20 protein-coding genes are annotated in these 24,715 nt (G+C 53.8%); 17 read left to right on the forward strand and 3 right to left on the reverse strand.

Features of this window, described 5'->3' with window-relative positions; all coding sequences use genetic code 11:
* Nucleotides 1–83 precede the first annotated feature (83 nt).
* The 3 genes from V4835_RS08575 (at nucleotide 84) to V4835_RS08585 (ending at nucleotide 3,008) form a co-directional block, all read left to right on the forward strand.
* Entirely contained in the window at nucleotides 84–764 is a 681-nt protein-coding gene (locus V4835_RS08575; protein WP_331411926.1) for a winged helix-turn-helix domain-containing protein, read from the forward strand.
* Entirely contained in the window at nucleotides 739–1,212 is a 474-nt protein-coding gene (locus V4835_RS08580; protein WP_331411927.1) for a hypothetical protein, read from the forward strand. The genes V4835_RS08575 and V4835_RS08580 overlap by 26 nt, the downstream gene beginning before the upstream one ends.
* Nucleotides 1,213–1,538: 326 nt before the next feature.
* On the forward strand, nucleotides 1,539–3,008 hold the full coding sequence (locus tag V4835_RS08585; protein ID WP_331411928.1) for an EAL domain-containing protein: 1,470 nt from the start codon (nucleotides 1,539–1,541) through the stop codon (nucleotides 3,006–3,008).
* Between the two features lie 40 nt (nucleotides 3,009–3,048).
* Here the strand turns inward: V4835_RS08585 and yegD are convergent, their stop codons facing one another.
* Complete coding sequence (gene yegD / locus V4835_RS08590) at nucleotides 3,049–4,401, reverse strand: molecular chaperone (RefSeq protein ID WP_045355491.1); 1,353 nt, start codon at nucleotides 4,399–4,401, stop codon at nucleotides 3,049–3,051.
* 130 nt (nucleotides 4,402–4,531) lie between these two features.
* Between yegD and alkA the strand changes: the two genes are divergently transcribed.
* Nucleotides 4,532–5,404 carry a DNA-3-methyladenine glycosylase 2 gene (gene alkA / locus V4835_RS08595; protein ID WP_331411929.1) on the forward strand — a complete coding sequence of 291 codons (873 nt, stop codon included), beginning with the start codon at nucleotides 4,532–4,534 and terminating at the stop codon, nucleotides 5,402–5,404.
* Here the strand turns inward: alkA and V4835_RS08600 are convergent.
* Entirely contained in the window at nucleotides 5,369–8,698 is a 3,330-nt protein-coding gene (locus V4835_RS08600; RefSeq protein WP_331411930.1) for a diguanylate cyclase, read from the reverse strand. The two genes, alkA and V4835_RS08600, sit on opposite strands and share 36 nt — an antisense overlap.
* 343 nt (nucleotides 8,699–9,041) lie before the next feature.
* Between V4835_RS08600 and udk the strand changes: the two genes are divergently transcribed.
* The 3 genes from udk to asmA all read left to right on the forward strand — a co-directional run bounded on the left by udk (nucleotide 9,042) and on the right by asmA (nucleotide 12,229).
* On the forward strand, nucleotides 9,042–9,683 hold the full coding sequence (gene udk, locus V4835_RS08605; protein ID WP_063144535.1) for a uridine kinase: 642 nt from the start codon (nucleotides 9,042–9,044) through the stop codon (nucleotides 9,681–9,683).
* A gap of 91 nt (nucleotides 9,684–9,774) precedes the next feature.
* Nucleotides 9,775–10,356 carry a dCTP deaminase gene (dcd, locus tag V4835_RS08610; protein WP_023312408.1) on the forward strand — a complete coding sequence of 194 codons (582 nt, stop codon included), beginning with the start codon at nucleotides 9,775–9,777 and terminating at the stop codon, nucleotides 10,354–10,356.
* 22 nt (nucleotides 10,357–10,378) lie between these two features.
* Complete coding sequence (gene asmA, locus V4835_RS08615; RefSeq protein WP_331411931.1) at nucleotides 10,379–12,229, forward strand: outer membrane assembly protein AsmA; 1,851 nt, start codon at nucleotides 10,379–10,381, stop codon at nucleotides 12,227–12,229.
* 89 nt (nucleotides 12,230–12,318) lie between these two features.
* Here the strand turns inward: asmA and V4835_RS08620 are convergent, their stop codons facing one another.
* Nucleotides 12,319–13,902 (reverse strand): TerC family protein, encoded by a 1,584-nt coding sequence (locus V4835_RS08620; protein WP_331411932.1) that lies wholly within the window; start codon nucleotides 13,900–13,902, stop codon nucleotides 12,319–12,321.
* Nucleotides 13,903–14,594: 692 nt separating this feature from the next.
* Here V4835_RS08620 and V4835_RS08625 point away from each other — a divergent pair.
* From V4835_RS08625 to gmd, 10 genes are all read left to right on the forward strand, one after another.
* Complete coding sequence (locus V4835_RS08625) at nucleotides 14,595–15,731, forward strand: polysaccharide export protein (RefSeq protein ID WP_063144532.1); 1,137 nt, start codon at nucleotides 14,595–14,597, stop codon at nucleotides 15,729–15,731.
* A 6-nt stretch (nucleotides 15,732–15,737) separates the two neighbouring features.
* On the forward strand, nucleotides 15,738–16,181 hold the full coding sequence (gene wzb / locus V4835_RS08630; RefSeq protein ID WP_331411933.1) for a low molecular weight protein-tyrosine-phosphatase Wzb: 444 nt from the start codon (nucleotides 15,738–15,740) through the stop codon (nucleotides 16,179–16,181).
* Between the two features lie 2 nt (nucleotides 16,182–16,183).
* Nucleotides 16,184–18,346 (forward strand): tyrosine-protein kinase Wzc, encoded by a 2,163-nt coding sequence (wzc, locus tag V4835_RS08635; RefSeq protein ID WP_331411934.1) that lies wholly within the window; start codon nucleotides 16,184–16,186, stop codon nucleotides 18,344–18,346.
* Between the two features lie 151 nt (nucleotides 18,347–18,497).
* Nucleotides 18,498–19,340, forward strand: coding sequence for a colanic acid biosynthesis glycosyltransferase WcaA (wcaA, locus tag V4835_RS08640; protein ID WP_063144529.1), 843 nt, complete (start codon nucleotides 18,498–18,500; stop codon nucleotides 19,338–19,340).
* Nucleotides 19,340–19,831: a colanic acid biosynthesis acetyltransferase WcaB gene (gene wcaB, locus V4835_RS08645; protein ID WP_023312402.1), complete on the forward strand. Its 492-nt coding sequence runs from the start codon at nucleotides 19,340–19,342 to the stop codon at nucleotides 19,829–19,831. Before wcaA ends, wcaB begins: the two co-directional genes overlap by 1 nt.
* Nucleotides 19,828–21,045 carry a colanic acid biosynthesis glycosyltransferase WcaC gene (gene wcaC, locus V4835_RS08650; RefSeq protein ID WP_331411935.1) on the forward strand — a complete coding sequence of 406 codons (1,218 nt, stop codon included), beginning with the start codon at nucleotides 19,828–19,830 and terminating at the stop codon, nucleotides 21,043–21,045. Before wcaB ends, wcaC begins: the two co-directional genes overlap by 4 nt.
* On the forward strand, nucleotides 21,020–22,240 hold the full coding sequence (wcaD, locus tag V4835_RS08655; RefSeq protein WP_331411936.1) for a colanic acid polymerase WcaD: 1,221 nt from the start codon (nucleotides 21,020–21,022) through the stop codon (nucleotides 22,238–22,240). The genes wcaC and wcaD overlap by 26 nt, the downstream gene beginning before the upstream one ends.
* A 16-nt stretch (nucleotides 22,241–22,256) precedes the next feature.
* Nucleotides 22,257–23,003 carry a colanic acid biosynthesis glycosyltransferase WcaE gene (gene wcaE, locus V4835_RS08660; RefSeq protein WP_063144526.1) on the forward strand — a complete coding sequence of 249 codons (747 nt, stop codon included), beginning with the start codon at nucleotides 22,257–22,259 and terminating at the stop codon, nucleotides 23,001–23,003.
* Between the two features lie 15 nt (nucleotides 23,004–23,018).
* A complete protein-coding gene (wcaF, locus tag V4835_RS08665) occupies nucleotides 23,019–23,567 on the forward strand; it encodes a colanic acid biosynthesis acetyltransferase WcaF (protein ID WP_029742032.1) in 549 nt (182 codons plus the stop codon).
* Nucleotides 23,568–23,591: 24 nt separating this feature from the next.
* Nucleotides 23,592–24,713: a GDP-mannose 4,6-dehydratase gene (gmd, locus tag V4835_RS08670; protein WP_063144525.1), complete on the forward strand. Its 1,122-nt coding sequence runs from the start codon at nucleotides 23,592–23,594 to the stop codon at nucleotides 24,711–24,713.
* Nucleotides 24,714–24,715: the final 2 nt, after the last annotated feature.

The raw sequence follows: 24,715 nt of genomic DNA on the forward strand, positions 1-24,715 counted from the left end.
ATAATGAACGAAAAATATAAGAGTTTGTCTGGATGAGAAAGATAATTAATGGTCGGGTTTTGTACGACTCTGAGAAACGAGAATTGAGCATACAAGATCAACAACTTGTTCTTTCCGCTTCGGTGGCAAGGTTACTGGATTTTTTTATTATAAATAATACTCGCCAATTAAGCCGCGAATTGATCATTGACGAAGTCTGGGCCAAGTATGGCATGAATCCCTCCGGACATAGTCTTAATAAAAGCATTAGTTTGTTACGCAAGGGGTTTTCTGCGCTAGGGATTGACGGTGTTATCATTACCATTCCGCGAGAAGGCTTTATTTTTCAGGCACAGGTCAACGATAACCGTGAACATATATTGGTTGCTACTGAGAAAGACGTAACGAATGTTAATCATGCAGTGACGTTTCCCTGGAACAAAACATTTTTAGTCTGGATTGTTTTTTTTCTGGTTGTGGTGGGATGTATGGGTATTTTTCTCACCGTAATGTTTCGCAGTAACGACGGCGTGGTGCATATTTCAAATGCCGGAGTCTGCGAAGTGTATACGATGGATGATAATTCGTCGGAGAAAATTTTTAAGTTTCTGCATTCGAAGCGATGGGAAGGTTTTAATACCATGTGTAACGGCACGAAGAAAACCATTATATTTTATGACGATAATAGCCTGTCTAAAGGCAATAAACTGAAAGAGCACTTCTTCAGTATTTGTATGATGGATGAAAAAGAGGTGGCGTATGAGTGCCAAAATTATTTTTATTAGCATCATAGCCGCGCTGGTCGCTCTGTTCTCCATTGTACTTCACCGCGGGGCAATCCCGGTGGCGCTGGTCTGTACCTCTAAATATCATATCGAGCTGGACACGCAAAAAGACGGGATAAAAATAAAGGGAGAGGTTCTCCAGGTATTCAGGATCTCTTCGGAAAAAGACGGGATGCTGTCGCAGGTTGGCGTGCTGGACGTAAATGATAAACAGTACGCCGTGAATCGCACAACGTCGCTGCGTTTTTTAGGCAAGGATAGCGACGGATATCTGCGTACAGAGCGCCTGGCAATAGTCAAGAACGATAATGACGATCTGCCTGAAGCGATAACGGATCTGCTGATGTCAAAACAGACGCTGTTTTATTACAAGGTCATCCATATTGACGACAATGTGTATGGTATCAGGGATTTGCGCCGCACGCTGATGGTCTGTCGTGCGAAGTGATCCTCTGCTTTACAATAATTTACAGGCATTTTTCTCTGTTGATTGATTTTTTTTGAAATTTAAGTTTGTGTGGTTGTGAATGTAAGGGCATTTGTTTGTACTTGCCGCAGCCAAGAAAATTCCCTGTTCTGGTGATGGGAATATTCTTATTATTTTAACTCTGATTGTAACCGTAGCCCGGGGGATATAAAAAGCTTTTCCGTAGCTTTGCAATGAGAATATTAATTATCTGACATGTATGTCGTTGGAAACCGAATCAATTGTGAATGTTCTCTCTATTTGAGGGAGGGGTAGCCTTTGCAATTAAAACCATGATGGTGATGATTATGAACACGAAAAAGGTCTTCCTGCTTAGTTATGACATTTATCTTTTCTCAGGGATTAGGTCATTTTTACCTAATCTGATACTGGTGGATACCGGAACCTATATCAACGATTCTGATATATCCACGCCCCAGTACAAAACCTGCCTGTTAATTATTGATAGCAGAATGCCATTTGGCCTGGTTAAAAGGTGGCTGCAAAGAAACAGCAGTCAGTTTATCAGCATCAAGAGCATGGTTATTAGGCTGAGTGAAAATAAATGTATTAACCGAGGCTTTGAATATGCGGAGTTTATTGATGCCAAACTGGACGCTGATGCCGTCTTTGATTCGCTGAAGCAGATTTTGATGGCGAATACTGAAAACGGTGCGCCCGCCAGAATAGGCCTTGTGGATGAATTTCGCCTGAGCGACTTTGAACAGGAAATGCTTAATGCCTCATTCACCCGAACCGGCCAGGAGGAATTTTGCCGGGCAAATTCGCTGGCGGTGAAATCACTTTATCGCTATCGGGATAAAATAACCCATCGTCTGGAATTTGATAATTTCAACGAGTCCATTATTTTTCTTTCCCGTAACGGCCTGCTGGCAGAAAGAATAAGTGGAAATGAAAAACCGCCGCGCTATGTCTGTGATAATAACGAGGCCGATCGATTGAGCCTGGCGCTGAAAAATGAGGAAATTATTCCGTATTATCAGCCTATCGTCGGCAGCAATGGAGAGCTGAGTGGGGTTGAGGTGCTAGCGCGCTGGCCGCTGGGTCATAATTACGCCATTTCCCAGCGTGAGTTTATTCCGCTGGCGGAAAAAAGCGGGCTTATTAATGAGCTGACCAGCTATTTAATGAATAAGGTAGCCAGCGATTTAAATCACAGCATTCACCGGCACGGACAGTCCTTTTTTGTCGCCTTTAACGTAAGCCCTTCAAGCCTGAGCAATCCCGTCTTTTACTGGGAGTGTCTTAACTTTTTAGAGTTAACGGAATCGTTGCCGATAAAGCTGATGATCGAAATAACCGAAAACCAGACGCTGGTGATCACTCCGGCAATAAAAGAGCTGATCCGCTCCCTGCGCAATCGCGGGGTGCTGTTTGCGCTGGATGATTTTGGCACGGGGTATGCGAATCTTTGCTATCTGAACGAGCTTGAACTCGATGTGATTAAAATCGACAAGACCTTTATCAACGGCATCCACGCGCATGAGCAGTCGCTGCCGATGCTGGAGTCGATAATAAACCTGGCCGCCATTCTGGGGCTGCAAACCGTGGCTGAGGGGGTGGAATATGACTACCAGCGCGACTGGCTTGTGGATAATCAGGTCGACTACCAGCAGGGGTACTTTTTTATGCCCCCGGTGGCGCTGGCGGAGTTCAAAGGCTTCATGAAGCGGTGTGAAAATATCGCGAGGCCCGTCCGGGAAAAGAAGTCTCCAGGGCAGGAAAAGCAGAATAATCCGCGCCTTACCGCACCCTGAATTCGCTCGCCCCGTATCATAGTCAGGGGCGAGCGTAGTTTTAACTAAACATCACCTGCGCCCAGCGTGCCAGCCCTGCGGTAACGGAGCCAAAGTCATCCCCACCGGCAATCGGAATGCCCGGCAGCTGTTCCGCCAGCGCTTTCTTGATCAGCGGCGAACGGGCGCTCCCCCCGGTCAGGTAAATGACGTCCGGCTTCTCTTTGCCGTTCTCCAGCGCCAGCTGCACCTGCTCCAGAATGCGCTGCAGCGGCTGCGCGAGCGCCGTCTCCAGCCCGTCCTGCGAAATCGCCGTGGCCAGATCGTCGCTGATAAACGGCAAGGAGACCGCATGTTCAGCGCGGTCGGAAAGGGCAATTTTGCTCTCTTCAGCAGTACGCACCACGCGGTAGCTCAGGCGCTGACGCCACACCTTATACAGCAGGGCGACTTTTTCGGCGTCCTGCGCGTCACGCACCAGATCGTTAAGGAAGCGGCCGTTTGCTGTGCTGTAAAAATCACTCTGCGCAGGCACGTCGTTAATGGCAATCGCGTTCCACCACGGCAGGATCGGCAGGGCGATGCCTTTTTCCGTCTGACCGCCCATGCCGAGCAGCGGCATCAGGCTCTTGAATGCCAGCGCGATATCCAGATCGTTACCGCCTACGCGACAGCCGCTGTGCCCCAGCAGGCTATTTTCACGATCGCGACGGTTATGCCACTGCGGTCCCATCAGCAGCAGCGAGCAGTCCGTTGTACCCCCGCCGATATCCACGACTAACACGCGCTTCTCTTCCGTCAGCGTGGCTTCAAAATCCAGCCCCGCCGCAACCGGCTCATACTGGAACACCACGTCGCGGAAGCCTGCGCGGTGCGCCGCGCGCTCAAGGATCCCCTGCGCCTGCTGGTTGGCCTCGTCGCCGCCCAGCCCCTGGAAGTTGATCGGGCGGCCAATCACCGCCTGGGTAATCGCATCTGACACCTGCGTCTGCGCCTGATTGCGAATATGCAGCATCATCGCGCACACCAGGTCTTCGAACATCGCCACCTGCTGCGGCTTCAGGCCGCTGGCGCCGAGGAAGGATTTTGGCGACTTAACGAAGTAAACCTCTTCCGGGTCTTCAATATAGTGCCCGAGCGAAGAGAGGCCGAACTGCACGCTGGACGGCGAAACGTCGATGTCTTCCTCGCGGTTAAAGCTGACAGCCCGGCGCAGCAGCGCCTGGGTCTCCGCCGCCGTGGCCGGAACCTGATGGTGGCGGAACAGCCATTCGCTTACCGCTTCACGCGTCGGCGCGCAGAGCATTGAGGGCAGCAGCGTGCTCTCTTTTTCCATTTTCAGGAGTTGTGGCTGTCCGTTTTGCATAATCGCAACCGAGCAGTTTGCCGTACCGTAGTCGAATCCAATAAACACGATAAATCCCCATGCCAGTGAGAAGGGGCGAGACTTTAACGAAATGTCTTCATGGCGACAACAGGAATATGAAAGCAAGGCAATACAAGGTCTTTCCGTTTATGCTGATAAGAACAAAAAAGGAGCAACGATGTATACCCTGACATGGCTTCCCCCTTACGACTGGCAGTGGATGTTTGGCTTTCTTGGCGCGCGTGCGGTGACGGGCATTGAAACCGTTACAAACGACTACTACGAGCGCAGTTTTGCCTGCGAAGGGCATCAGGGGATATTTCGCGTCACGCCGGATATCACCACCCATACGCTGACCGTCACGCTCAGCCCGGGGTTAATCCCGGTTGCGCAGACGTGCCTTGAACGCATCGAACGCCTGTTCGATCTCGCCTGCAACCCGCAGCACGTTGCGGATACGCTGGGGGATCTCGGTGCTGCCCGGCCAGGCTTGCGTTTGCCGGGGGCAATGGATGCCTACGAGCAGGGCGTCCGGGCGATCCTCGGACAGCTGGTGAGCGTGGCGATGGCGGCGAAACTGACGTCGCGCGTGGTGGCGCTGTGCGGCGAACCGATCGCGGATTGTCCGGGCTATCTCTGTTTCCCCACGCCGGACGCGCTGGCGGCAGCGGACCCGATGGCGCTGAAAGCGTTAGGTATGCCGGTAAAGCGGGCGGAGTCGTTAATTCATCTGGCACAGTCGGTCATCGACGGGACGTTTCCGCTTTTCCCGCCCGCGAATATTGAGGCCGGGATGAAAGCGCTACAGCAGCGGCCGGGGATAGGGCGCTGGACGGCAAACTACCTGGCCCTGCGCGGCTGGCAGGCGAAAGATGTCTTTCTGCCGGATGATTATCTGATTAAGCAACGCTTTGCCGGGATGACGCCCGCGCAAATACGTCGTTATGCCGAGCGCTGGCAGCCGTGGCGCTCTTACGCGCTGCTGCACATCTGGTATACCGACGGCTGGGCGCCGTCAGTTGATGGCGAAATAGCTGGTGTTGAGCAGTAGATCCAGCGGCTGCGGCTCGGCGATGGTGTCCCCATAGATAAAATCAATGCCGATGCCGGAGAGCGTATCCATCATGATGGGCTGGTTGCAGGGGCCCGCGATGGTTTTCATTCCCAGACGCTGGGCGTGGCCCTGAACAATGGTCACCATCATCTCATCCATCAGATTGCCATAGACGTTGCTTACCACCTCTGCGTCCAGCATCAGATAGTCGGCCATATTGGCCGTCAGGTGGGTAAAGACGTTCATGTCGCGGCCGACCTGGCTGAAGATCACGCGGCAGCCCGCCTGGCGAAGCTTTTGCAGACTCCGCTGCAGGTTTTTATCCGGGCTGCACACCACGTCGGCTGAGATAACCAGATGCAGGAGGCGGCCCGGCATCGGGCTTTTATCCAGCAGGTCGAGAAGTTCATCAACCAGCGTTACGCTGGCTAAACCGGCCTCGGAAAGCGGCAGTGCCACTCCCATGCCTTTACTGGCGACCTGTGCGGCAGAGGCGCGGAAAAATTCGCTAAAAATACGTCTGTCGAGGGCGTGTAAAAGCTCTGGCTCCGCCAGGCCCGAGCGGAAGGCATGCTCCTCCTGGACTTCGCCCTGGCTGGTCCACAGGCGTAACGACAGCAGCCAGAAATTACTGCTTTCCGGGATGCGCGGGGAGGCGACGCTGCGGGCAATCATCATCAGGTGATTGTCTTTAATCATGTGCCACTGTTCATCAAGCGACATCATGCTGCGCGTGCTGTGATCCCGCTCCTGCTGGGGCTCGTAAACTGTCACCATGCCGCGCCCGCTGTTTTTCGAGGCATAACAGGCGATATCCGCCTGCGACATGATCTCCGACGCCTGATGATTATTTTCATCAATCAGCGTGATACCTGCGCTGGCGCCGATCCGGTGCAGGCGGCCTTCCCACATAAAGTGATAGTCATTGATCGCCTGGATCAGGCGACCGGCGATATAGCGTGCGCTTTCAATATTGCAGTCCGGTAGCAGTAACCCGAACTCATCCCCGCCCAGACGCGCCAGCACGTCGCTGGAGCGGAGCATGGTCAACATCAGGGAAGAGAGTTCCCGCAGCAGGGCATCCCCCGCCGCGTGGCCTGCCGAATCGTTGACGGCTTTAAAGCGATCGAGGTCGATAAAGACCAGAGCATGACGCTGGCGCGTTTCGCGAACGGTCTGCAGGAGTCGTTTAAGATGATTTTCGAAGCTGACCCGGTTTGCCAGATGGGTCAGCGCATCGTGGGAGGCGCTATAGCTCAGCTGACGCAGCATTTTGCGCGACTCGGTCACGTCCTGGATAACGATAACCGAGCCAATATTCTGCCCATCCAGCGTGCTGAGCGGCGTAATGCTGTAATGAATATCAAAATTCCCGCCGGTACGGCAGTTCAGCACCACGTCCTGATCGATATCGGAACGGGACATGTCGCCGCTGTGAATATTCTCCATCAGCGGCCCTTTTTCACCAAAGGTGATGTGCAACACCTTCAGAACCGGCTGGCCGATAGCCTCGGTCTGCAGCCAGCCGCTCATTTTCTCGGCCACCGGGTTCATAAAGGTGACGTTCATGTTGTTATCGGTGCACAGCACCGCTTCACCGATGGAGTCGAGGGTGATGTGCAGACGCTCTTTTTCCTGGAAGAGGGCCTCGTTGAGCTGTTTAACCTCGGTCATGTCCATATTGATACCGAGCAGCCGTTCGACTTCACCCTGCTTGTTGAGCACTCGGTTCGCCAGGGAGCGAATATGGCGCACGCCTTCCTTCACGCGGATGCGGAATTCCAGCTTAAACGGCAGGCGGGAAATCAGCGAGTCCCGCAGCACCTTCTCAGCGTGGGCACGATCTTCCGGCAGCATCGTGTCATGCCAGAGCTGCCAGGTAGGCTTGATGTGCGGCGGAATTTCATACAGTTCAAACATCCGCTTGTCCCAGCTGATAATGTCTGGCTCCAGATCCCACTCCCAGATGCCGATGCCGCCCGCTTCGTTGGCGAGCGTAATGCGCTCCATCAGGCGCTTATTGACCCACTCGGTCTGCTTCAGGTCGTTAATGTCTTCAATCTGGGCAATAAAATAGAGCGGCGAGCCGTCGGCATGACGCACGACGGAGACGGCAAGCAGCGCCCAGACCACTTCTCCGTCGCGGGTGTAATAGCGCTTCTCGAGGGTATAGGTATTGATGTCGCCGTTGACCAGCTGTTCAAGCTGTTCCAGGTCGGTGTGCAGATCTTCCGGCCAGGTGAGCTGCTGGAAGGTCAGTGACTGAAGCTCCGTCTGGCTGTAACCGAGGAAATTACACAGCGCCTTGTTAGCCTGAAGCCATTTTCCTTCAATGCTGACCAGCGCCATACCAATGGCGGAATACTCCATCGCATTGCGGAAACGCTCCTCGCTTTCGGTGATGTGTTTGCGCTCGGCGCGGAAGGCGTACATCACCATGGTCATCACGTTGGCTGGCAGGAGCAGCATCAGGAACGGCAGCCAGGGGGCGTTCAGCATCGTCCCGACGTGCTGGGTGGTCAGCGCCACAGGGTTTCGGGCAATCATCAGCGACACCACCATCACGGTGACCAGAAACACCATGAACGCTTCCATCCTGGGCAAGCGCACCGCGCTCCACATAAGCAAAACGATAACGCAGGTAAAAGGCCACGGCAGCCAGGTGATGGCTGCCCAGCTGAGGGCCAGCGTCACGGCTAGCGTCGTCAGCGTTTCCAGCAGCAATCTCGGGTCACGGTGGCGCAGCAGATAATGCGGTTTAAACAACAGTCCTAACGGCACCAGCGCCAGCGCGCCAATCGCTTCTGACAGCACCCAGACGAAGAAATTGCGCAGGGGGGCAGAGCCGGGGGCCAGCAGAGACACCAGAATGCCGCCCACCAGCGGCGGTACCACTGCGCTGCCGATGGCCACGCGGATCCAGTCACTCAGATTCTGCAGCGGGTTGTACCAAGGAAGCAATCTGCGCAGCAGCAACGCGCCGATAGCGGCCTCAATCACGTTAATAGAAGGGTATATAAGGCTGACCGATCCCCACGAAAACAACATCCACGAAGCAAGAATGTTGCCGAACGTGCAGGCCAGAGCAATGCCCGGCCACATTTTTCCTGCATGGCGGTAAAACGCCACCATCATAATCGCGGTGGGGAACCAGAGCGGGGCCAGCAGGGTGCCGAACCGGGTGAGCTCCAGCGAAAATAAGGTAAAGATAAAGGTGACCAGGCCCAGACAGACAAGTCGTATTAAAGGATGTGGGGTGGTAACCAAAACCCGCTGGTATTGTTTATTCATTACCGCTTTATCCAGAGACGCCATGCCGTCAGGGAAGATGTCCGAACGCGTGAATTTGATAATTTGGTTTATGCTAGTACAAACAATTTACAATTCATATGGTGACCGCTCAGAATTTGACACCACAGACTTATTAAATAGAGACTCCGGGAAAAAAAGCACTTAAACGCTGAAAAAACGTTCATTTAAATTTCACTCAGGGAATAAAACCCCACTTTTCAGCCAGTCTCGCAGAACCTGTGCATTCGACTGGTATCACGCCCGCGAAATCCCTATAATTGCCGCGTTTGACGCTCCGGCGTCGCCCTTCCTTAACATCCAGGTTAATCAGGTCGCTAAATTTATGACTGATAAGTCTCATCAGTGCGTCATTATAGGCATCGCCGGCGCATCGGCTTCAGGTAAAAGTCTAATTGCCAGTACGCTTTATCGCGAACTGCGTGAACAAGTAGGTGATGAGCATATCGGCGTCATTCCCGAAGACAGCTATTACAAAGATCAATCCCATCTGTCGATGGAAGAACGCGTCAAAACCAACTATGACCACCCCAATGCGATGGATCACAGCTTGCTGTTCCAGCATTTAGAAGCGCTTAAGAGCGGCAATGCGATCGAGCTGCCCGTTTACAGTTACGTAGAACACACCCGCACTCAGGAAACCATCCGCATCGAGCCGAAAAAGGTCATTATCCTTGAAGGCATCCTGCTGCTGACCGACGCCCGCCTGCGTGAATCCATGAACTTCTCGATCTTCGTCGATACCCCGCTGGATATCTGCCTGATGCGCCGCATCAAGCGTGACGTGAACGAACGCGGCCGTTCGATGGACTCCGTCATGGCGCAATACCAGAAGACGGTTCGCCCGATGTTCCTGCAGTTTATTGAACCCTCCAAACAATACGCCGATATCATCGTGCCGCGCGGAGGTAAAAATCGCATTGCTATTGATATCTTAAAAGCGAAAATCAGCCAGTTTTTTGAATAAGCCGCGTTAATTGTGTACCGTTCAGAGATAACCTGGTTTTACCCTGAGCGCTTACCGCCTCAGGGTACGATGCATGAAAGGAGAAAGTGCCGTGCGTCTTTGCGATCGCGATATAGAAGCCTGGCTGGATGAAGGCCGTTTGTCTATTACCCCACGTCCACCTGTTGAGCGTATCAATGGTGTGACCGTTGATGTACGGTTAGGCAATAAATTCCGCACCTTTAGCGGCCATACCGCACCGTTCATTGATCTTAGCGGGCCGAAGGACGAAGTCAGCGCCGCGCTCGATCGCGTGATGAGCGACGAAATCGTTATCGACGAGGGTGAAGCCTTTTATCTGCATCCGGGTGAACTGGCCCTGGCGGTGACGTTTGAATCCGTCACCCTGCCTCCGGACCTGGTCGGCTGGCTTGATGGCCGTTCTTCGCTGGCGCGACTGGGGCTGATGGTTCACGTAACCGCGCACCGTATCGATCCCGGCTGGTCGGGGCGTATCGTGCTGGAATTCTTTAATGCCGGTAAATTGCCGCTGGCGCTGCGTCCGGGCATGATGATCGGTGCGTTAAGCTTTGAACCGCTGTCAGGCCCGGCAGATCGTCCTTATAACCGTCGGCAGGACGCAAAATATCGCGACCAGCAGGGCGCGGTTGCCAGCCGTATTGATAAAGACTGATCGTTAGCCCATTGAGGATGCCATGAGAAGAGTTCTGACAACGCTGATGATTTTGCTGGTGGTGCTGGTGGCGGGCCTTTCGGCGTTGGTTCTGCTGGTTAACCCCAACGATTTCCGCGCTTACATGGTGCGGCAGGTCGAGGCACGCAGTGGTTATCAACTGAAGCTTGACGGGCCGCTGCGCTGGCACGTCTGGCCGCAGCTCAGCATTCTCTCTGGCCGCATGTCGCTCACGGCGCCAGGGGCGTCCCAGCCGCTGGTGTCCGCAGACAACATGCGCCTTGATGTGGCGCTGATCCCGCTCATTTCCCATCAGCTGCAGGTTAAACAGGTGATGCTGAAAGGCGCGGTGATTCAGCTCACCCCGCAAACCGAAGCCGTGCGAGATGCGAATGCGCCGGTTGCGCCGCGCGAAAATACCCTGCCTGATGAACCGTCTGATACAGGCTGGTCCTTTGATATCGGCAAGCTGAAAGTTGCCGATAGCGTGCTGGTTTTCCAGCATGAGAATGCAGAACAGGTGACCGTTCGCAACATTAACCTGCAGATGGAACAGGACGATCGCCATCTTGCGTCGGTGGAGTTTAGCGGGCGCATCAATCGCGATCAGCGCGATTTGACCCTGTCGCTGAATGCTAATGTGAACGCCTCAGACTATCCGCATCAGCTTACGGCTGACGTCCAGCAGCTGGACTGGCAGCTGACGGGAGCCGATCTGCCCACCCAAGGTATCGCCGGGCAGGGAACGCTGCAGGCCGTGTGGCGCGAAGAGCAAAAGCAGCTGGAACTGGATAATCTCAACCTGCAGGCAAATGACAGTAGCCTGAAGGGGCAGGCGAGCGTCACGCTCGAAGAGAAGCCGAAGTGGGTACTGAATCTGCAGTTTGACAAGCTCAACCTGGAAAACCTGCTGCCACCTCTGCCAGCCAGCGCCACCGATAGCGATGCCGCGCAGACGGGGCAAAGCCAGGCACCAATATCCCGTCCGGTTATCTCGTCGAATCTTGATCAACCTGACTATAACGCCCTGCGCGGATTCACGGCGGATATTCTGCTGAAGGCCAATAGCCTGCGCTGGCGCGGTATTGATTTTACCGACGTGAGCAGCCAGATGTTTAACCATAACGGTTTGCTGGTTATCTCCGAACTGAGCGGTAAGATGGGCGCGGGGAACCTCTCGCTGCCCGGCACGCTGGATGTCCGTAAAGACGTTGCCAGCGCCGAATTCCAGCCGCGTCTCGACAACGTTGAGATAGGCACCATCCTGAAAGCGTTTAACTATCCGATATCCCTGACGGGGCAGTTGACGCTTGCCGGTGACTTCTCAGGCACGAAAATTGATGCTGATGCTTTCCGCCGCGAATGGCAGGGGCAGGCGCATCTTGATCTGAAAAACTCCCGCATGGAAGGGCTTAACTTCCAGCAGCTGGTGCAGCAGGCGGTCGAGCGCAGCAGCGATGTGAAAGCCCAGGAAAACTACGACAGCGCCACGCGCCTCGACAGCTTCACCGCGGACCTGACGCTGGGCAACGGACAACTCTCCCTCGACGGAATGCAGGGTACCTCTTCACTCTTATCAATGACGGGTAAAGGTAAGCTGGATTTGGTGAAAGAGACGGCGGACACGCGCTTTAACGTGCAGGTACTTTCCGGCTGGCAGGGTGAAAGCAAGTTCATCGACTTCCTGAAAGAGACGCCGGTCCCGCTGACCGTATACGGCAAATGGCAGTCCCTGAATTACAGCCTGCAGGTGGATCAGATCCTGCGTAAGCATCTGCAGGACGAAGCGAAACGTCGGCTTAGCGGCTGGGCGGATCGTAATAAAGATTCACAGGATGGCAAGGATGTGAAGAAGCTGCTGGATAAGCTTTGATGTCCGTTGCGCCGGGTGGCGGCTTCGCCTTACCCGGCCTACAAAAGCCTGTATCGTAGGCCGGGTAAGCGCATCGCCACCCGGCTTTTTTACACCTCAAAATCCAGTTCTTCCTCATCCCGCAGCGGAATGAGCTGAACCTTCTGCACGCGATGGTTTTCGATTTGCAGGGTTTTGAGCAGATAGTCCCCCACCTGAACCTCTTCCCCCGGCTGCGGAATTCGCTGTAAATACTCCATCAGCAGACCGGCAATGGTGTGATATTCCCGTTTTTCATCCAGCGGAAGCGGCACAAATTGCACCAGGTCTTCAAGCGGCATATGGCCGTTAGCCGTCCACGAACCGTCTGCGTTTTTCTGAATATCATGGCGAGCGTCAATCTCATCTACCTCGTTTGGCAGATTGCCGGCGATGGTTTCCATCACGTCGCTGAGCGTGACCAGCCCTTCCACCGAACCAAACTCATCCACTACAAAGGCAAAGTGGGTGCGCGCGTTGCGGAATTGCTCAAGGGCAGAAAGCAGCGGTAGCCCCTCCGGGAAAACCAGCGGCTGGCGTACCAGGGCGCGCAAATTCAGCGGCTCGCCGTGAAGCTGCTGCTGGAGAAGGTCAATAACGTGCACCACGCCCAGCAGCTCCTCTTCCTCTTCACCGCCGGTCACCACCACGCGGGTGTGCTGGTTTTTATCCAGCAGGGCCCGAATTTGCTCTTCCGGCGCCGTCAGGTCGACATGTTCAATGTCATGCCGTGAGGTCATGATGCTGCTGACCGTCCGCTGATTCAGATTGAGCACCCGCTCGATCATTCGTCGTTCCTGCGGGTCGAAGATCAGCCCGTCGCTGTGATCGGCGAGCATGGCGGAGGATTCGGCGTCCAGCTCTGCATCCTCTTTCTTACCGCTTAACAGGCGCATAACCGCGTCGGCCGTGCGCTGACGCAGGGTCTGATTTGCGGAAAGGAAGCGGCGGCGGTTAAATATCGCCAGCTGGTTAAGCGCTTCAATCATGACGGAGAACCCGATGGCGGCGTACAGGTAGCCTTTCGGAATATGGAAGCCAAAACCGTCGGCCACCAGGCTAAAGCCAATCATCAGCAGGAAGCTCAGACAGAGGATCACGATGGTCGGGTGACTGTTCACAAAGCGGGTCAGCGCCTTGCTGGCCATCACCATCAGCGTGATGGCAATAATTACCGCGGCCATCATCACCGCAAGGTGGTCCACCATCCCGACGGCGGTGATCACCGAGTCCAGGGAGAAGACCGCATCCAGCACCACAATTTGCGCCACTACAGGCCAGAATTTCGCCCCGCGGCGCTGGGTTGGGTTCTCGCTGTCTTTGCCTTCCAGCCGCTCGTTGAGTTCCACCGTGGCTTTGAACAGCAGGAACAACCCGCCGAAGAGCATGATGAGATCGCGGGCGCTAAAACTCAGACCGTGAAGGGAGAACAGAGGCTGAGTCAGCGTGACCAGCCAGGAGATAGAGGCCAGCAGCAGTAACCTCATCACCATCGCCAGCAGCAGACCCGTCACGCGCGCGCGGTCGCGCTGGGAAGGGGGCAGTTTTTCAGCGAGGATGGCGATAAAGACCAGATTATCAATCCCGAGCACTAACTCGATGACGACCAGCGTAACCAGCCCGGCCCAGATTGAGGGATCGGCAATCCATTCCATAGTAATAGCAATACCTTCTGTTATATGACGAATGTCACACTTCGATCATGGATAAAGCTGGGGGAAATTGCAATGCCGGGCTGAGATTTCTCTTAATACGACGGTTAAAAAAGAGAGTATTCTCAACGGGGTGTAAATAAGCGAAATACGTATATTTAATTACAAGGAAAGCATTTTAGGATATATCGCAGCTGATGGTTTCTGCTCTCTTTTTGTCAATATAAAGAAAATCCTAAAAGGTCAAAAATTTGCTCTTAATATTAATCTTAAAAACTGATATTAGGACAGTTGTCTCCTTGCCTGCTATTAGGTTAGCTGCAACAATTCTCCCAGCATCAAATGTTAAATCTCGGTGTTGCTATTTTTGTTCGGTCTTCAGGGATGGTTATTCATTATCCGTCAGCTTTCTCAAGCGACTGATATATTTCCAGAAGACCTTGCTCAAGAGGGTGTCTATCCATAACACATTGTTTAGTCAGTGGATTGGTAACTGAAAGCCAAGGGCGGTAGCGTGCCTGAAAGCGTGTGAATGAGCCTCGATTATTCTGTCAATAGCCAATGGATGAATAAGCTTTTTTTAGGACTGATGCCAGTTATATTTCTATTTGATTAACTGCATGCTGAAACCCAATACGACCCGAGCTTATTTAAATTGCACAGGATAATTACTCTGCCAAAGTGATAAATAATCAATGATGAAATCCAAAATGAAATTGATGCCATTATTGGTGTCTGTGACCTTGATGAGTGGTTGCACGGTCTTTCCCGGCAGCAATATGTCAACAATGGGTAAGGATGTGATCAAGCAACAGGATGCCGATTTTGATCTCGACAAAATGGTGAATGTTTATCCACTTACGCCTCGTCTGGTCGAACAATTACGTCCACGACCGAATGTTGCCCAGCCGAATATGTCGCTGGACCAGGAAATTGCCTCCTACCAGTACCGCGTGGGGCCGGGTGACGTGATCAACGTGACCGTCTGGGACCACCCAGAACTGACCACGCCAGCGGGCCAGTACCGCAGCTCAAGCGACACCGGTAACTGGGTGCAGTCAGATGGCACCATGTTCTATCCCTACATTGGTAAAGTTCATGTTGTGGGGAAAACCCTTGCCGAGATCCGTAGTGATATTACCGGCCGCTTAGCGCAGTACATCGCCGATCCGCAGGTGGACGTTAATATCGCCGCATTCCGCTCGCAAAAAGCCTATATCTCCGGCCAGGTGAACAAATCCGGCCAGCAGGCCATCACCAACGTTCCTCTGACCGTACTGGATGCCATTAACGCCGCGGGCGGGTTAACCGACGGCGCCGACTGGCGCAACGTCGTGCTGACCCACGAAGGCAAAGAGCAACGTATTTCGCTGCAGGCGCTGATGCAAAACGGCGATCTGACCCAGAACCGTCTGCTCTATCCGGGCGACATTCTCTACGTGCCGCGCAATGACGATCTGAAAGTCTTCGTGATGGGTGAAGTGAAGAAACAGAGCACCCTCAAAATGGACTTCAGCGGTATGACCCTGACCGAAGCGCTGGGCAATGCGGAAGGCATCGACCTGACCTCGTCGAACGCCAGCGGTATCTTCGTTATCCGTCCGCTGAAAGGCGAGGGTACGAAAGGCAAGATCGCCAACATCTACCAGCTGGATATGTCCGATGCGACCTCTCTGGTGATGGCAACGGAGTTCCGTCTCCAGCCATACGATGTGGTGTACGTCACCACCGCGCCGGTTGCCCGCTGGAACCGTCTGATCAACCAGTTGCTGCCAACCATCAGTGGCGTTCGCTACATGACGGATACGGCGCGCGACATTCATACCTGGTAATCCGCGATGTTTAACAAAATTCTGGTGGTATGCGTGGGGAACATTTGCCGTTCCCCTACGGCTGAACGGTTGTTGAAACACTACCAGCCCGAACTGATCGTTGATTCGGCAGGGCTGGGTGCACTGGTTGGTAAAGGCGCTGATGAACGCGCGACGAGCGTGGCGCGGGACCATAACCTTTCCCTCGACGGCCACGTGGCCCGCCAGGTCACTGGCCGCATGTGCCGGGAGTATGACCTGATCCTGACGATGGAAAAACGCCATATTCATGCGCTGTGCGATATCGCTCCGGAGATGCGCGGCAAGGTGATGCTGTTTGGTCACTGGGACAATGAACGTGAAATCCCCGATCCGTATCGCAAAAGCCATGAGGCCTTTGAGGCGGTTTACACCTTACTTGACCAGTCTGCCCAACAGTGGGCGCAGGCACTGAAAGTTCAGCAGGGATAACAATGACAGAAAAAACAAGACCTTCTGCCGCCCCGACTTCGGGCAGTGATGAAATTGATATTGGGCGCCTGGTCGGCACTGTTGTAGAGGCAAAGTGGTGGGTGCTTGGCATTACCGCCGTGTTTGCCGCGGCGGCCGTCGTCTATACGCTGTTCGCCACACCTATCTACAGCGCCGACGCGCTGGTGCAGATCGAGCAGAATACCGGCAACTCGCTGGTGCAGGACATCGGTTCCGCGCTCGCGAACAAACCGCCGGCATCCGACGCCGAAATTCAGCTTATCCAGTCACGTCTGGTGCTGGGTAAAACGGTTCACGACCTCGGGCTCGATATTTCCGTCACCAAAAATACCTTCCCAGTCTTTGGTGCCGGCTGGGATCGTCTGATGGGGCGAAGCAATGACACGGTTAAAGTCACCGACTTCGTGCTGCCGAAAGGGGCTGCCGATCAGACGTTTACCCTGACGGTGCTTGGCCCGAAACAGTACCAGCTAACCAGCGACGCAGGTTTTAGCGCGCGCGGTGAGGTGGGGCAGATGCTGACCAAAGACGGCGTCAGCATGATGGTCAGCGCGATTAACGCCCAGGAGGGCGGTGAATTCACCGTCACCAAATTCTCCACGCTGGGGATGATCAACAATCTGCAAAACAACCTGACCGTCACCGAAAACGGTAAGGACACCGGCGTGCTGAGCATGACCTTTACCGGTGAAGATAAGGATCAAATCCGCGACATCCTGAACAGCATTACCCGCAACTATCTTGAGCAGAACGTTGAGCGTAAGTCGGCGGAAGCGGCGAAAAGCCTGGCCTTCCTCGCGAAACAGCTCCCGGAAGTGCGCGCCCATCTGGATGACGCCGAGAACAAGCTGAACGCCTATCGTCAGGATAAAGACTCCGTTGACCTGCCGCTGGAGGCGAAATCGGTCCTCGATTCGATGGTCAACATTGATGCGCAGCTCAACGAGCTGACCTTCAAAGAGGCGGAGATTTCCAAGCTTTACACCAAACGTCACCCGGCCTACCGCACGCTGCTGGAAAAACGCCGTACCCTGGAAGAGGAGAAGGCGAAGCTCAATGACCGCGTGACCGCGATGCCGAAAACGCAGCAGGAGATCGTGCGTCTGACCCGCGACGTCGAGTCCGGACAGCAGGTTTACATGCAGCTGCTGAACAAGCAGCAGGAACTGAAAATCACCGAAGCCAGTACCGTGGGCGACGTGCGCATCGTCGATCCGGCCATTACCCAGCCTGGCGTGCTGAAGCCGAAGAAAGCGCTGATTATTCTCGGCAGCATTATTCTCGGCCTGATGCTCTCCATCGTGGGCGTGCTGCTGCGTTCGCTGCTCAACCGCGGCATCGAAAGCCCGCAGGCGCTGGAAGAGAGCGGTATCAACGTCTATGCCAGCATTCCGCTGTCCGAGTGGCAAAAATCCCGTGACAGCGTCAAAACCATCAAGGGCGTTAAGCGTTACAAACAGAGCCAGCTTCTGGCGGTGGGTAACCCGACCGATCTCGCTATCGAAGCGATCCGTAGCCTGCGTACCAGTCTGCACTTCGCCATGATGCAGGCCAAAAACAACGTCCTGATGTTAACCGGCGTCAGTCCGTCAATCGGTAAAACCTTCGTCTGCGCCAACCTGGCGGCGGTGGTCAGCCAGACCAACAAGCGCGTGCTGCTGATCGACTGCGATATGCGCAAGGGCTACACCCACGAGCTGCTGGGTACCAACAACGTCAACGGTCTGTCGGAGATCCTGCTCGGCAAAGGCGAAATCAGCCAGAGCGCGAAACCTACAACGGTGCCGAAGTTTGACCTGATCCCACGCGGTCAGGTGCCGCCTAACCCGTCCGAGCTGCTGATGAGTGAACGCTTCACCGAGCTGGTGGAGTGGGCGAGCAAAAATTACGACCTGGTGCTGATCGATACGCCGCCAATTCTGGCCGTGACCGACGCGGCCGTTGTTGGCCGCCACGCTGGCACCACGCTGATGGTGGCGCGTTACGCGGTGAACACCCTGAAAGAGGTGGAAACCAGCCTGAGCCGCTTCGAGCAGAACGGCATTGAGGTGAAAGGGGTGATCCTGAACTCCATCTTCCGCCGCGCGACCGGGTACCAGGATTACGGGTATTACGAGTACGAATATAAGTCTGACAGTAAATAATAAAACACACCCCATACCCCTCACCCTAACCCTCTCCCCAAAGGGGAGAGGGGACTGTTCGGTGCTGGATTTGGGGGACGAACGTAATGATAACCACTGGCTGCCTTTCACCCTCTCCCCTTTGGGGAGAGGGCCGGGGTGAGGGGAAAAAATGACCACACAACGCCCTTTAGTTTCAATCTATATGCCGACATGGAATCGTCAGCAGCTGGCGATCCGCGCAATCAAATCCGTTCTGCGACAGGATTACGATAACTGGGAGCTGATCATCGTTGATGACTGCTCTTCCTCGTATGAACAGCTGCAAAAGTTTGTGACTGACCTCAACGACCCGCGGGTGGTCTATACGCATAACGCCATTAACTCCGGCGCATGTGCGGTGCGTAATCAGGCGATTTTGCAGGCCAAAGGGGAGTATCTGACCGGGATCGACGACGATGACGAATGGACGCCGAACCGCCTGTCTATCTTCCTGTCGCATAAAGAACAGCTGGTTACGCACGCTTTCCTGTATGCCAACGATTATGTCTGTCAGGGGGAGGTGTACTCCCAGCCCGCGAGCCTGCCGCTGTATCCGAAATCACCGTACTCTCGCCGCCTGTTCTACAAGCGCAACATCATTGGTAACCAGGTCTTCACCTGGGCGTGGCGTTTCAAAGAGTGCCTGTTCGATACCGAACTCAAGGCCGCGCAGGATTACGACATCTTCCTGCGCATGGTGGTGGAGTACGGCGAGCCGTGGAAAGTGGAAGAGGCCACGCAGATCCTGCACATCAACCACGGGGAGATGCAAATCACCTCCTCGCCGAAGAAGTTCTCCGGCTACTTCCATTTTTACCGCAAGCACAAGGACAAGTTTGACCGTGCCAGCCGTAAATATCAGCTCTTTACCCTCTATCAGATCCGCAATAAGCGCATGAACTGGCGCACGCTGCTGACGCTGCTGTCCGTGCGTAACGGCAAGCGCCTGGCTGACGGGCTTCGGGGGAAATAATGTTTCTGGAAGATTGCCGCGCTAACAGCTGGAGCCTGCGCCCGTGCTGCATGGTTCTGGCGTACCGCATCGCGCACTTTTGCTCGGTGTGGCGTAAGAAAAACGTGCTGAACAATATCTGGGCGGCACCCGTGCTGGTGCTGTACCGCATCATCACCGAATGCTTTTTTGGCTATGAAATTCAGGCCGCTGCCACCATTGGTCGACGCTTTACCATCCATCACGGCTATGCGGTGGTGATTAACAAGTTCGTGGTCGCCGGGGACGATTTCACCATTCGTCATGCGGTCACCATCGGCAACCGTGGGCCTGACAGCCTGGCCTGCCCGGTCATCGGCAATAACGTCGAGCTGGGGGCGAACGTGGTGATTATCGGTGACATTACGATTGGCAATAACGTCACGATTGGTGCTGGCAGCGTGGTGCTGGACAGCATTCCGGATAACGCGCTGGTGGTGGGAGAAAAAGCCCGCGTGAAGGTGATTAAATGAACATTCTGCAATTTAACGTACGCCTCGCAGAAGGCGGAGCGGCAGGCGTGGCCCTGGATCTTCACCAGCGCGCGCTACAAAAAGGACTTCAGTCTCGCTTTATTTACGGCTACGGCAAAGGCGGCAAGAAAAGCGTCAGCCACGATAACTTCCCGCAGGTGCACAAGCACACGCCGCGTCTGACCTCGATTGCCAACATTGCTCTGTTCCGTCTGTTTAACCGCGATCTGTTTGGCAATCTGAACACGCTTTACCGCACGGTTACCCGCACCACGGGCCCGGTTGTGCTGCATTTTCACGTGCTGCACAGCTACTGGCTGAATCTGGAAGAGGTGGTGGCGTTTTGTCAGAAGGTGCAGGCCCACAAGCCCGACACCCGCTTTGTCTGGACGCTGCACGATCACTGGAGCGTGACCGGGCGCTGCGCGTTTACCGACGGCTGCGAAGGCTGGAAAGATAACTGCCAGAAGTGCCCGACGTTAAGTAACTACCCGCCGGTGAAGGTGGATCGCGCGCATCAGCTGGTGGCCGGAAAGCGTCAGCTGTTCCGCGACATGCTCTCGCTCGGCTGTACGTTTATCTCTCCAAGCCAGCACGTGGCCGATGCCTTCAACAGCCTGTACGGGGCAGGGCGCTGTCAGATCATTAACAACGGCATCGACGTGGCGACGGAAGCCATTCTTGCCGAGCTGACCCCGGTGGCGGAAACCGCAGGCAAACCGAAAATCGCTATCGTTGCGCATGACCTGCGTTACGACGGCAAAACCAACCAGCAGCTGGTGCGCGACATGATGGCGCTGGGGGACAAAATAGAGCTTCACACCTTCGGCAAGTTTTCACCGTTCGAAGGGGGCAACGTGGTGAACCACGGGTTTGAAACCGACAAGCGCAAGCTGATGAGCGCGCTGAATGAAATGGACGCGCTGGTGTTCAGCTCCCGCGTGGATAACTACCCGCTGATCCTGTGCGAAGCGCTCTCAATCGGCGTGCCGGTGATTGCCACCCACAGCGATGCGGCACGTGAAGTGCTGGAAAAGTCCGGCGGAAAAACCTTCACGGAGCAGGAGGTTCTGCCTCTGGTACAGTTGCCGAAGGCGCAGATTGCTGAGACCGTTTTTGGCACTGACCTGGAATCGTTCCGCAACCGCAGCCGCAAGGCCTACAGTGGACAACAGATGCTGGAGGAATATGTCTCGTTCTATCAGAATCTGTAGTTATCTGCTGCTGCCGCTGATCTACCTGCTGGTCAACGTCAAAATTGCCCAGCTCGGCGAAAGCTTCCCGATAACCATCGTGACCTTCCTGCCCGTTCTGCTTCTGCTGTATGTCGATAAAATCAACCTGAAGAAGCTGATGATTGCCCTAGGGCTGGGCACGGGCCTGACGCTGTTTAACTACATCTTTGGCCAGTCGCTGGATGCCAGTAAATACGTCACCTCGACCATGCTGTTTGTTTATATTGTTATTATTATCGGAATGGTCTGGAGTATTCGGTTTAAAACTATTTCTCCGCACAATTATCGGAAAATTCTTAGGTTCTTTTATATTGCCGTTGCGTTAATTGTTATGCTTGCCGCACTGGAGATGGCGCAAATTATTCTGACCGGTGGCAGCAGCCTGATGGAGATAATTTCGAAATATCTCATTTACAGTAACAGCTATGTATTGAACTTCATCAAGTTTGGCGGGAAGCGTACTACGGCCCTCTATTTTGAACCGGCGTTTTTCGCTCTGGCGTTAATCTCAATTTGGCTCAGCATCAAACAGTTTGGTATCAAAACGCCTAAGACCGATGCTATGATTCTTGCAGGAATCGTTCTGTCTGGATCGTTCTCAGGGGTAATGACATTTATCCTGTTTTACCTGCTGGAGTGGGCGTTCCAGTACCTGAACAAAGATGCGATTAAGAAAAAACTGCCGCTGGCGATTATCTCTCTGACGGTGTTTATGGTAGGCGTGATATTTGCTTTCCCTTACATCTCAGAACGTCTGGGGGATTTGGGAACGGAAGGGTCATCGTCCTATTATCGCATCATTGGGCCACTGGTGATGGTGGGTTATTCCTTAACCCATATTGATGGTGTAGTAAGATTCGGCTCACTTTACGAATATGTTGCATCATTCGGAATCTTTAACGGTGCGGATGTCGGTAAAACCATAGACAATGGTCTGTATCTGTTAATTATTTATTTTTCGTGGTTCGCCGTACTGTTGACCCTGTGGTATCTGTTTAAAGTTTTCAAAATGATGATTAACGCGTTTGGTGATAACCAGAATTTTCGCGTTCAGCTTTATCTGTTTACTCCGGTGTCGCTGTTTTTTACCGGGTCAATATTTAGCCCGGAATATGCTTTCATGATTGTCTGTCCGTTTATTCTGCGCAAAGCGCTTAATATTACGAACGCATGACGAAATGAGGTGATTTATGTTTCTTAGCGTCATTACTGTCGCTTTTCGTAATTACGAAGGGGTGGTAAAAACCTGGCGCTCGCTGCGCAACCTGGCGCGCGATCCAAGCCTCACCTTTGAGTGGATTGTGGTCGACGGCGGCTCGAACGATGGCACGGCGGAGTTTTTGGAAAAACTCAACGGTGAGTTCAACTTACGCTACATCAGCGAGAAAGATAAAGGCATCTACGATGCGATGAATAAAGGCATTAACATGGCGCAAGGCCGTTATGCCATCTTCCTGAATTCGGGCGACGTTTTCCATGATGACGTGGCGCTATTTGCCCGTCAGCTGGCTCGCCAGAAAGAGGACGCCATGTATATTGGCGATGCGCTGCTCGATTTTGGCGACGGACATAAAGTGTGCCGCAGCGCGAAGCCAGGCTGGTATATCTATCACAGCTTGCCGGCCAGCCATCAGGCCATTTTCTTCCCGGTAAAAGGTCTGAAAAAACAGCCTTACGATTTGCAGTATAAAGTGTCTTCGGATTATGCGCTGGCTGCCAGTTTGTATAAGTCAGGTTACCCGTTCCGTCGAATTAAAGGGCTGGTGTCTGAATTTTCAATGGGCGGCGTGTCAACGTCGAATAATCTGGAATTGTGCCGGGATGCCAAAAACGTACAGCGTAAAATATTACGCGTGCCGGGGCTCTGGGCAGAATTGTCTTATTTATTGCGCCTGCGGACCACGGGCAAAACGAAAACCTTATATAACAAAGCCTGAATATAAGGAAACGCAATGCAGGATCTGAAAGGTTTCTCCGTGCCGAAAGGCTTTCGGGGCGGAAACGGTATTAAGGTACAGCTGTGGTGGGCCGTTCAGGCAACGTTATTTGCCTGGTCGCCGCAAATACTGTACCGCTGGCGTGCCTTTTTATTGCGCCTGTTTGGCGCAAAAATAGGAAAAAACGTAGTCATCCGACCTTCTGTGAAAATTACCTATCCGTGGAAATTAACGCTTGGGGATTACGCATGGGTTGGGGATGACGCGGTGTTATATACCCTGGGCGAAATTACGATTGGCGCAAATTCGGTGGTTTCACAGAAATGCTATTTGTGCACCGGCAGCCACGATTTTATGAGTCAGCATTTTGATATTACCGCTTCGCCTATTGCGATCGGTGAAAAATGCTGGCTGGCAACGGATGTTTTTGTTGCACCGGGTGTTTCTGTTGGCGATGGCACGGTAGTCGGTGCCCGCAGCAGCGTTTTTAAATCGCTACCGGCAAATAAAATTTGCCGTGGCAACCCCGCAGTGGTGATACGCGAACGCGTTGAAACTGATTAAATTCATAAGTAGAGGAATATAAACATGTCTAAAGTCGCTCTCATCACCGGCGTTACCGGGCAGGATGGTTCTTACCTGGCAGAGTTACTGCTGGAAAAAGGTTATGAAGTGCACGGTATTAAACGTCGTGCGTCTTCTTTCAACACCGAGCGTGTTGACCATATCTATCAGGATCCTCACTCCGCGAACCCGAAATTCCATCTGCATTACGGCGATCTGACGGACTCCTCCAACCTGACCCGTATTCTGCAGGAAGTACAGCCGGATGAAGTGTACAACCTGGGCGCGATGAGCCACGTTGCGGTCTCCTTCGAATCCCCGGAATATACCGCCGACGTTGATGCCATGGGTACGCTGCGTCTGCTGGAAGCGATTCGCTTCCTCGGCCTTGAGAAGAAAACGCGCTTCTACCAGGCATCCACCTCTGAGCTGTACGGTCTGGTGCAGGAAATCCCACAGAAAGAGACCACGCCGTTCTACCCGCGCTCTCCGTATGCGGTAGCAAAACTGTACGCCTACTGGATCACCGTGAACTACCGTGAATCCTACGGCATGTACGCCTGTAACGGCATCCTGTTCAACCACGAATCTCCACGTCGCGGCGAAACCTTCGTCACCCGCAAAATTACCCGCGCTATCGCTAACATCGCGCAGGGTCTGGAGTCTTGCCTGCACCTCGGCAACATGGATTCCCTGCGTGACTGGGGCCATGCCAAAGACTACGTGAAAATGCAGTGGATGATGCTGCAGCAGGAACAGCCAGAAGACTTCGTCATTGCGACCGGCGTGCAGTACTCCGTACGTCAGTTCGTTGAAATGGCCGCGGCACAGCTGGGCATCAAACTGCGCTTCGAAGGTACCGGCGTGGAAGAGAAAGGTATCGTGGTTTCCGTGACCGGCCACGACGCTCCGGGCGTGAAGCCTGGCGACGTGATTGTGCAGGTTGACCCACGCTACTTCCGTCCTGCTGAAGTGGAAACCCTGCTGGGCGACCCAACCAAAGCGCACGAGAAGCTGGGCTGGAAACCAGAAATCACTCTGCAGGAGATGGTCTCTGAGATGGTAGCCAAAGATCTTGAAGCAGCGAAAAAACACTCTCTGCTCAAGTCTCATGGCTACGAGGTTGCCATCGCGCTGGAGTCTTGAGA

This window comes from Enterobacter cloacae complex sp. CARB60, from assembly GCF_036487345.1.
GTDB lineage: Bacteria > Pseudomonadota > Gammaproteobacteria > Enterobacterales > Enterobacteriaceae > Enterobacter > Enterobacter asburiae_D.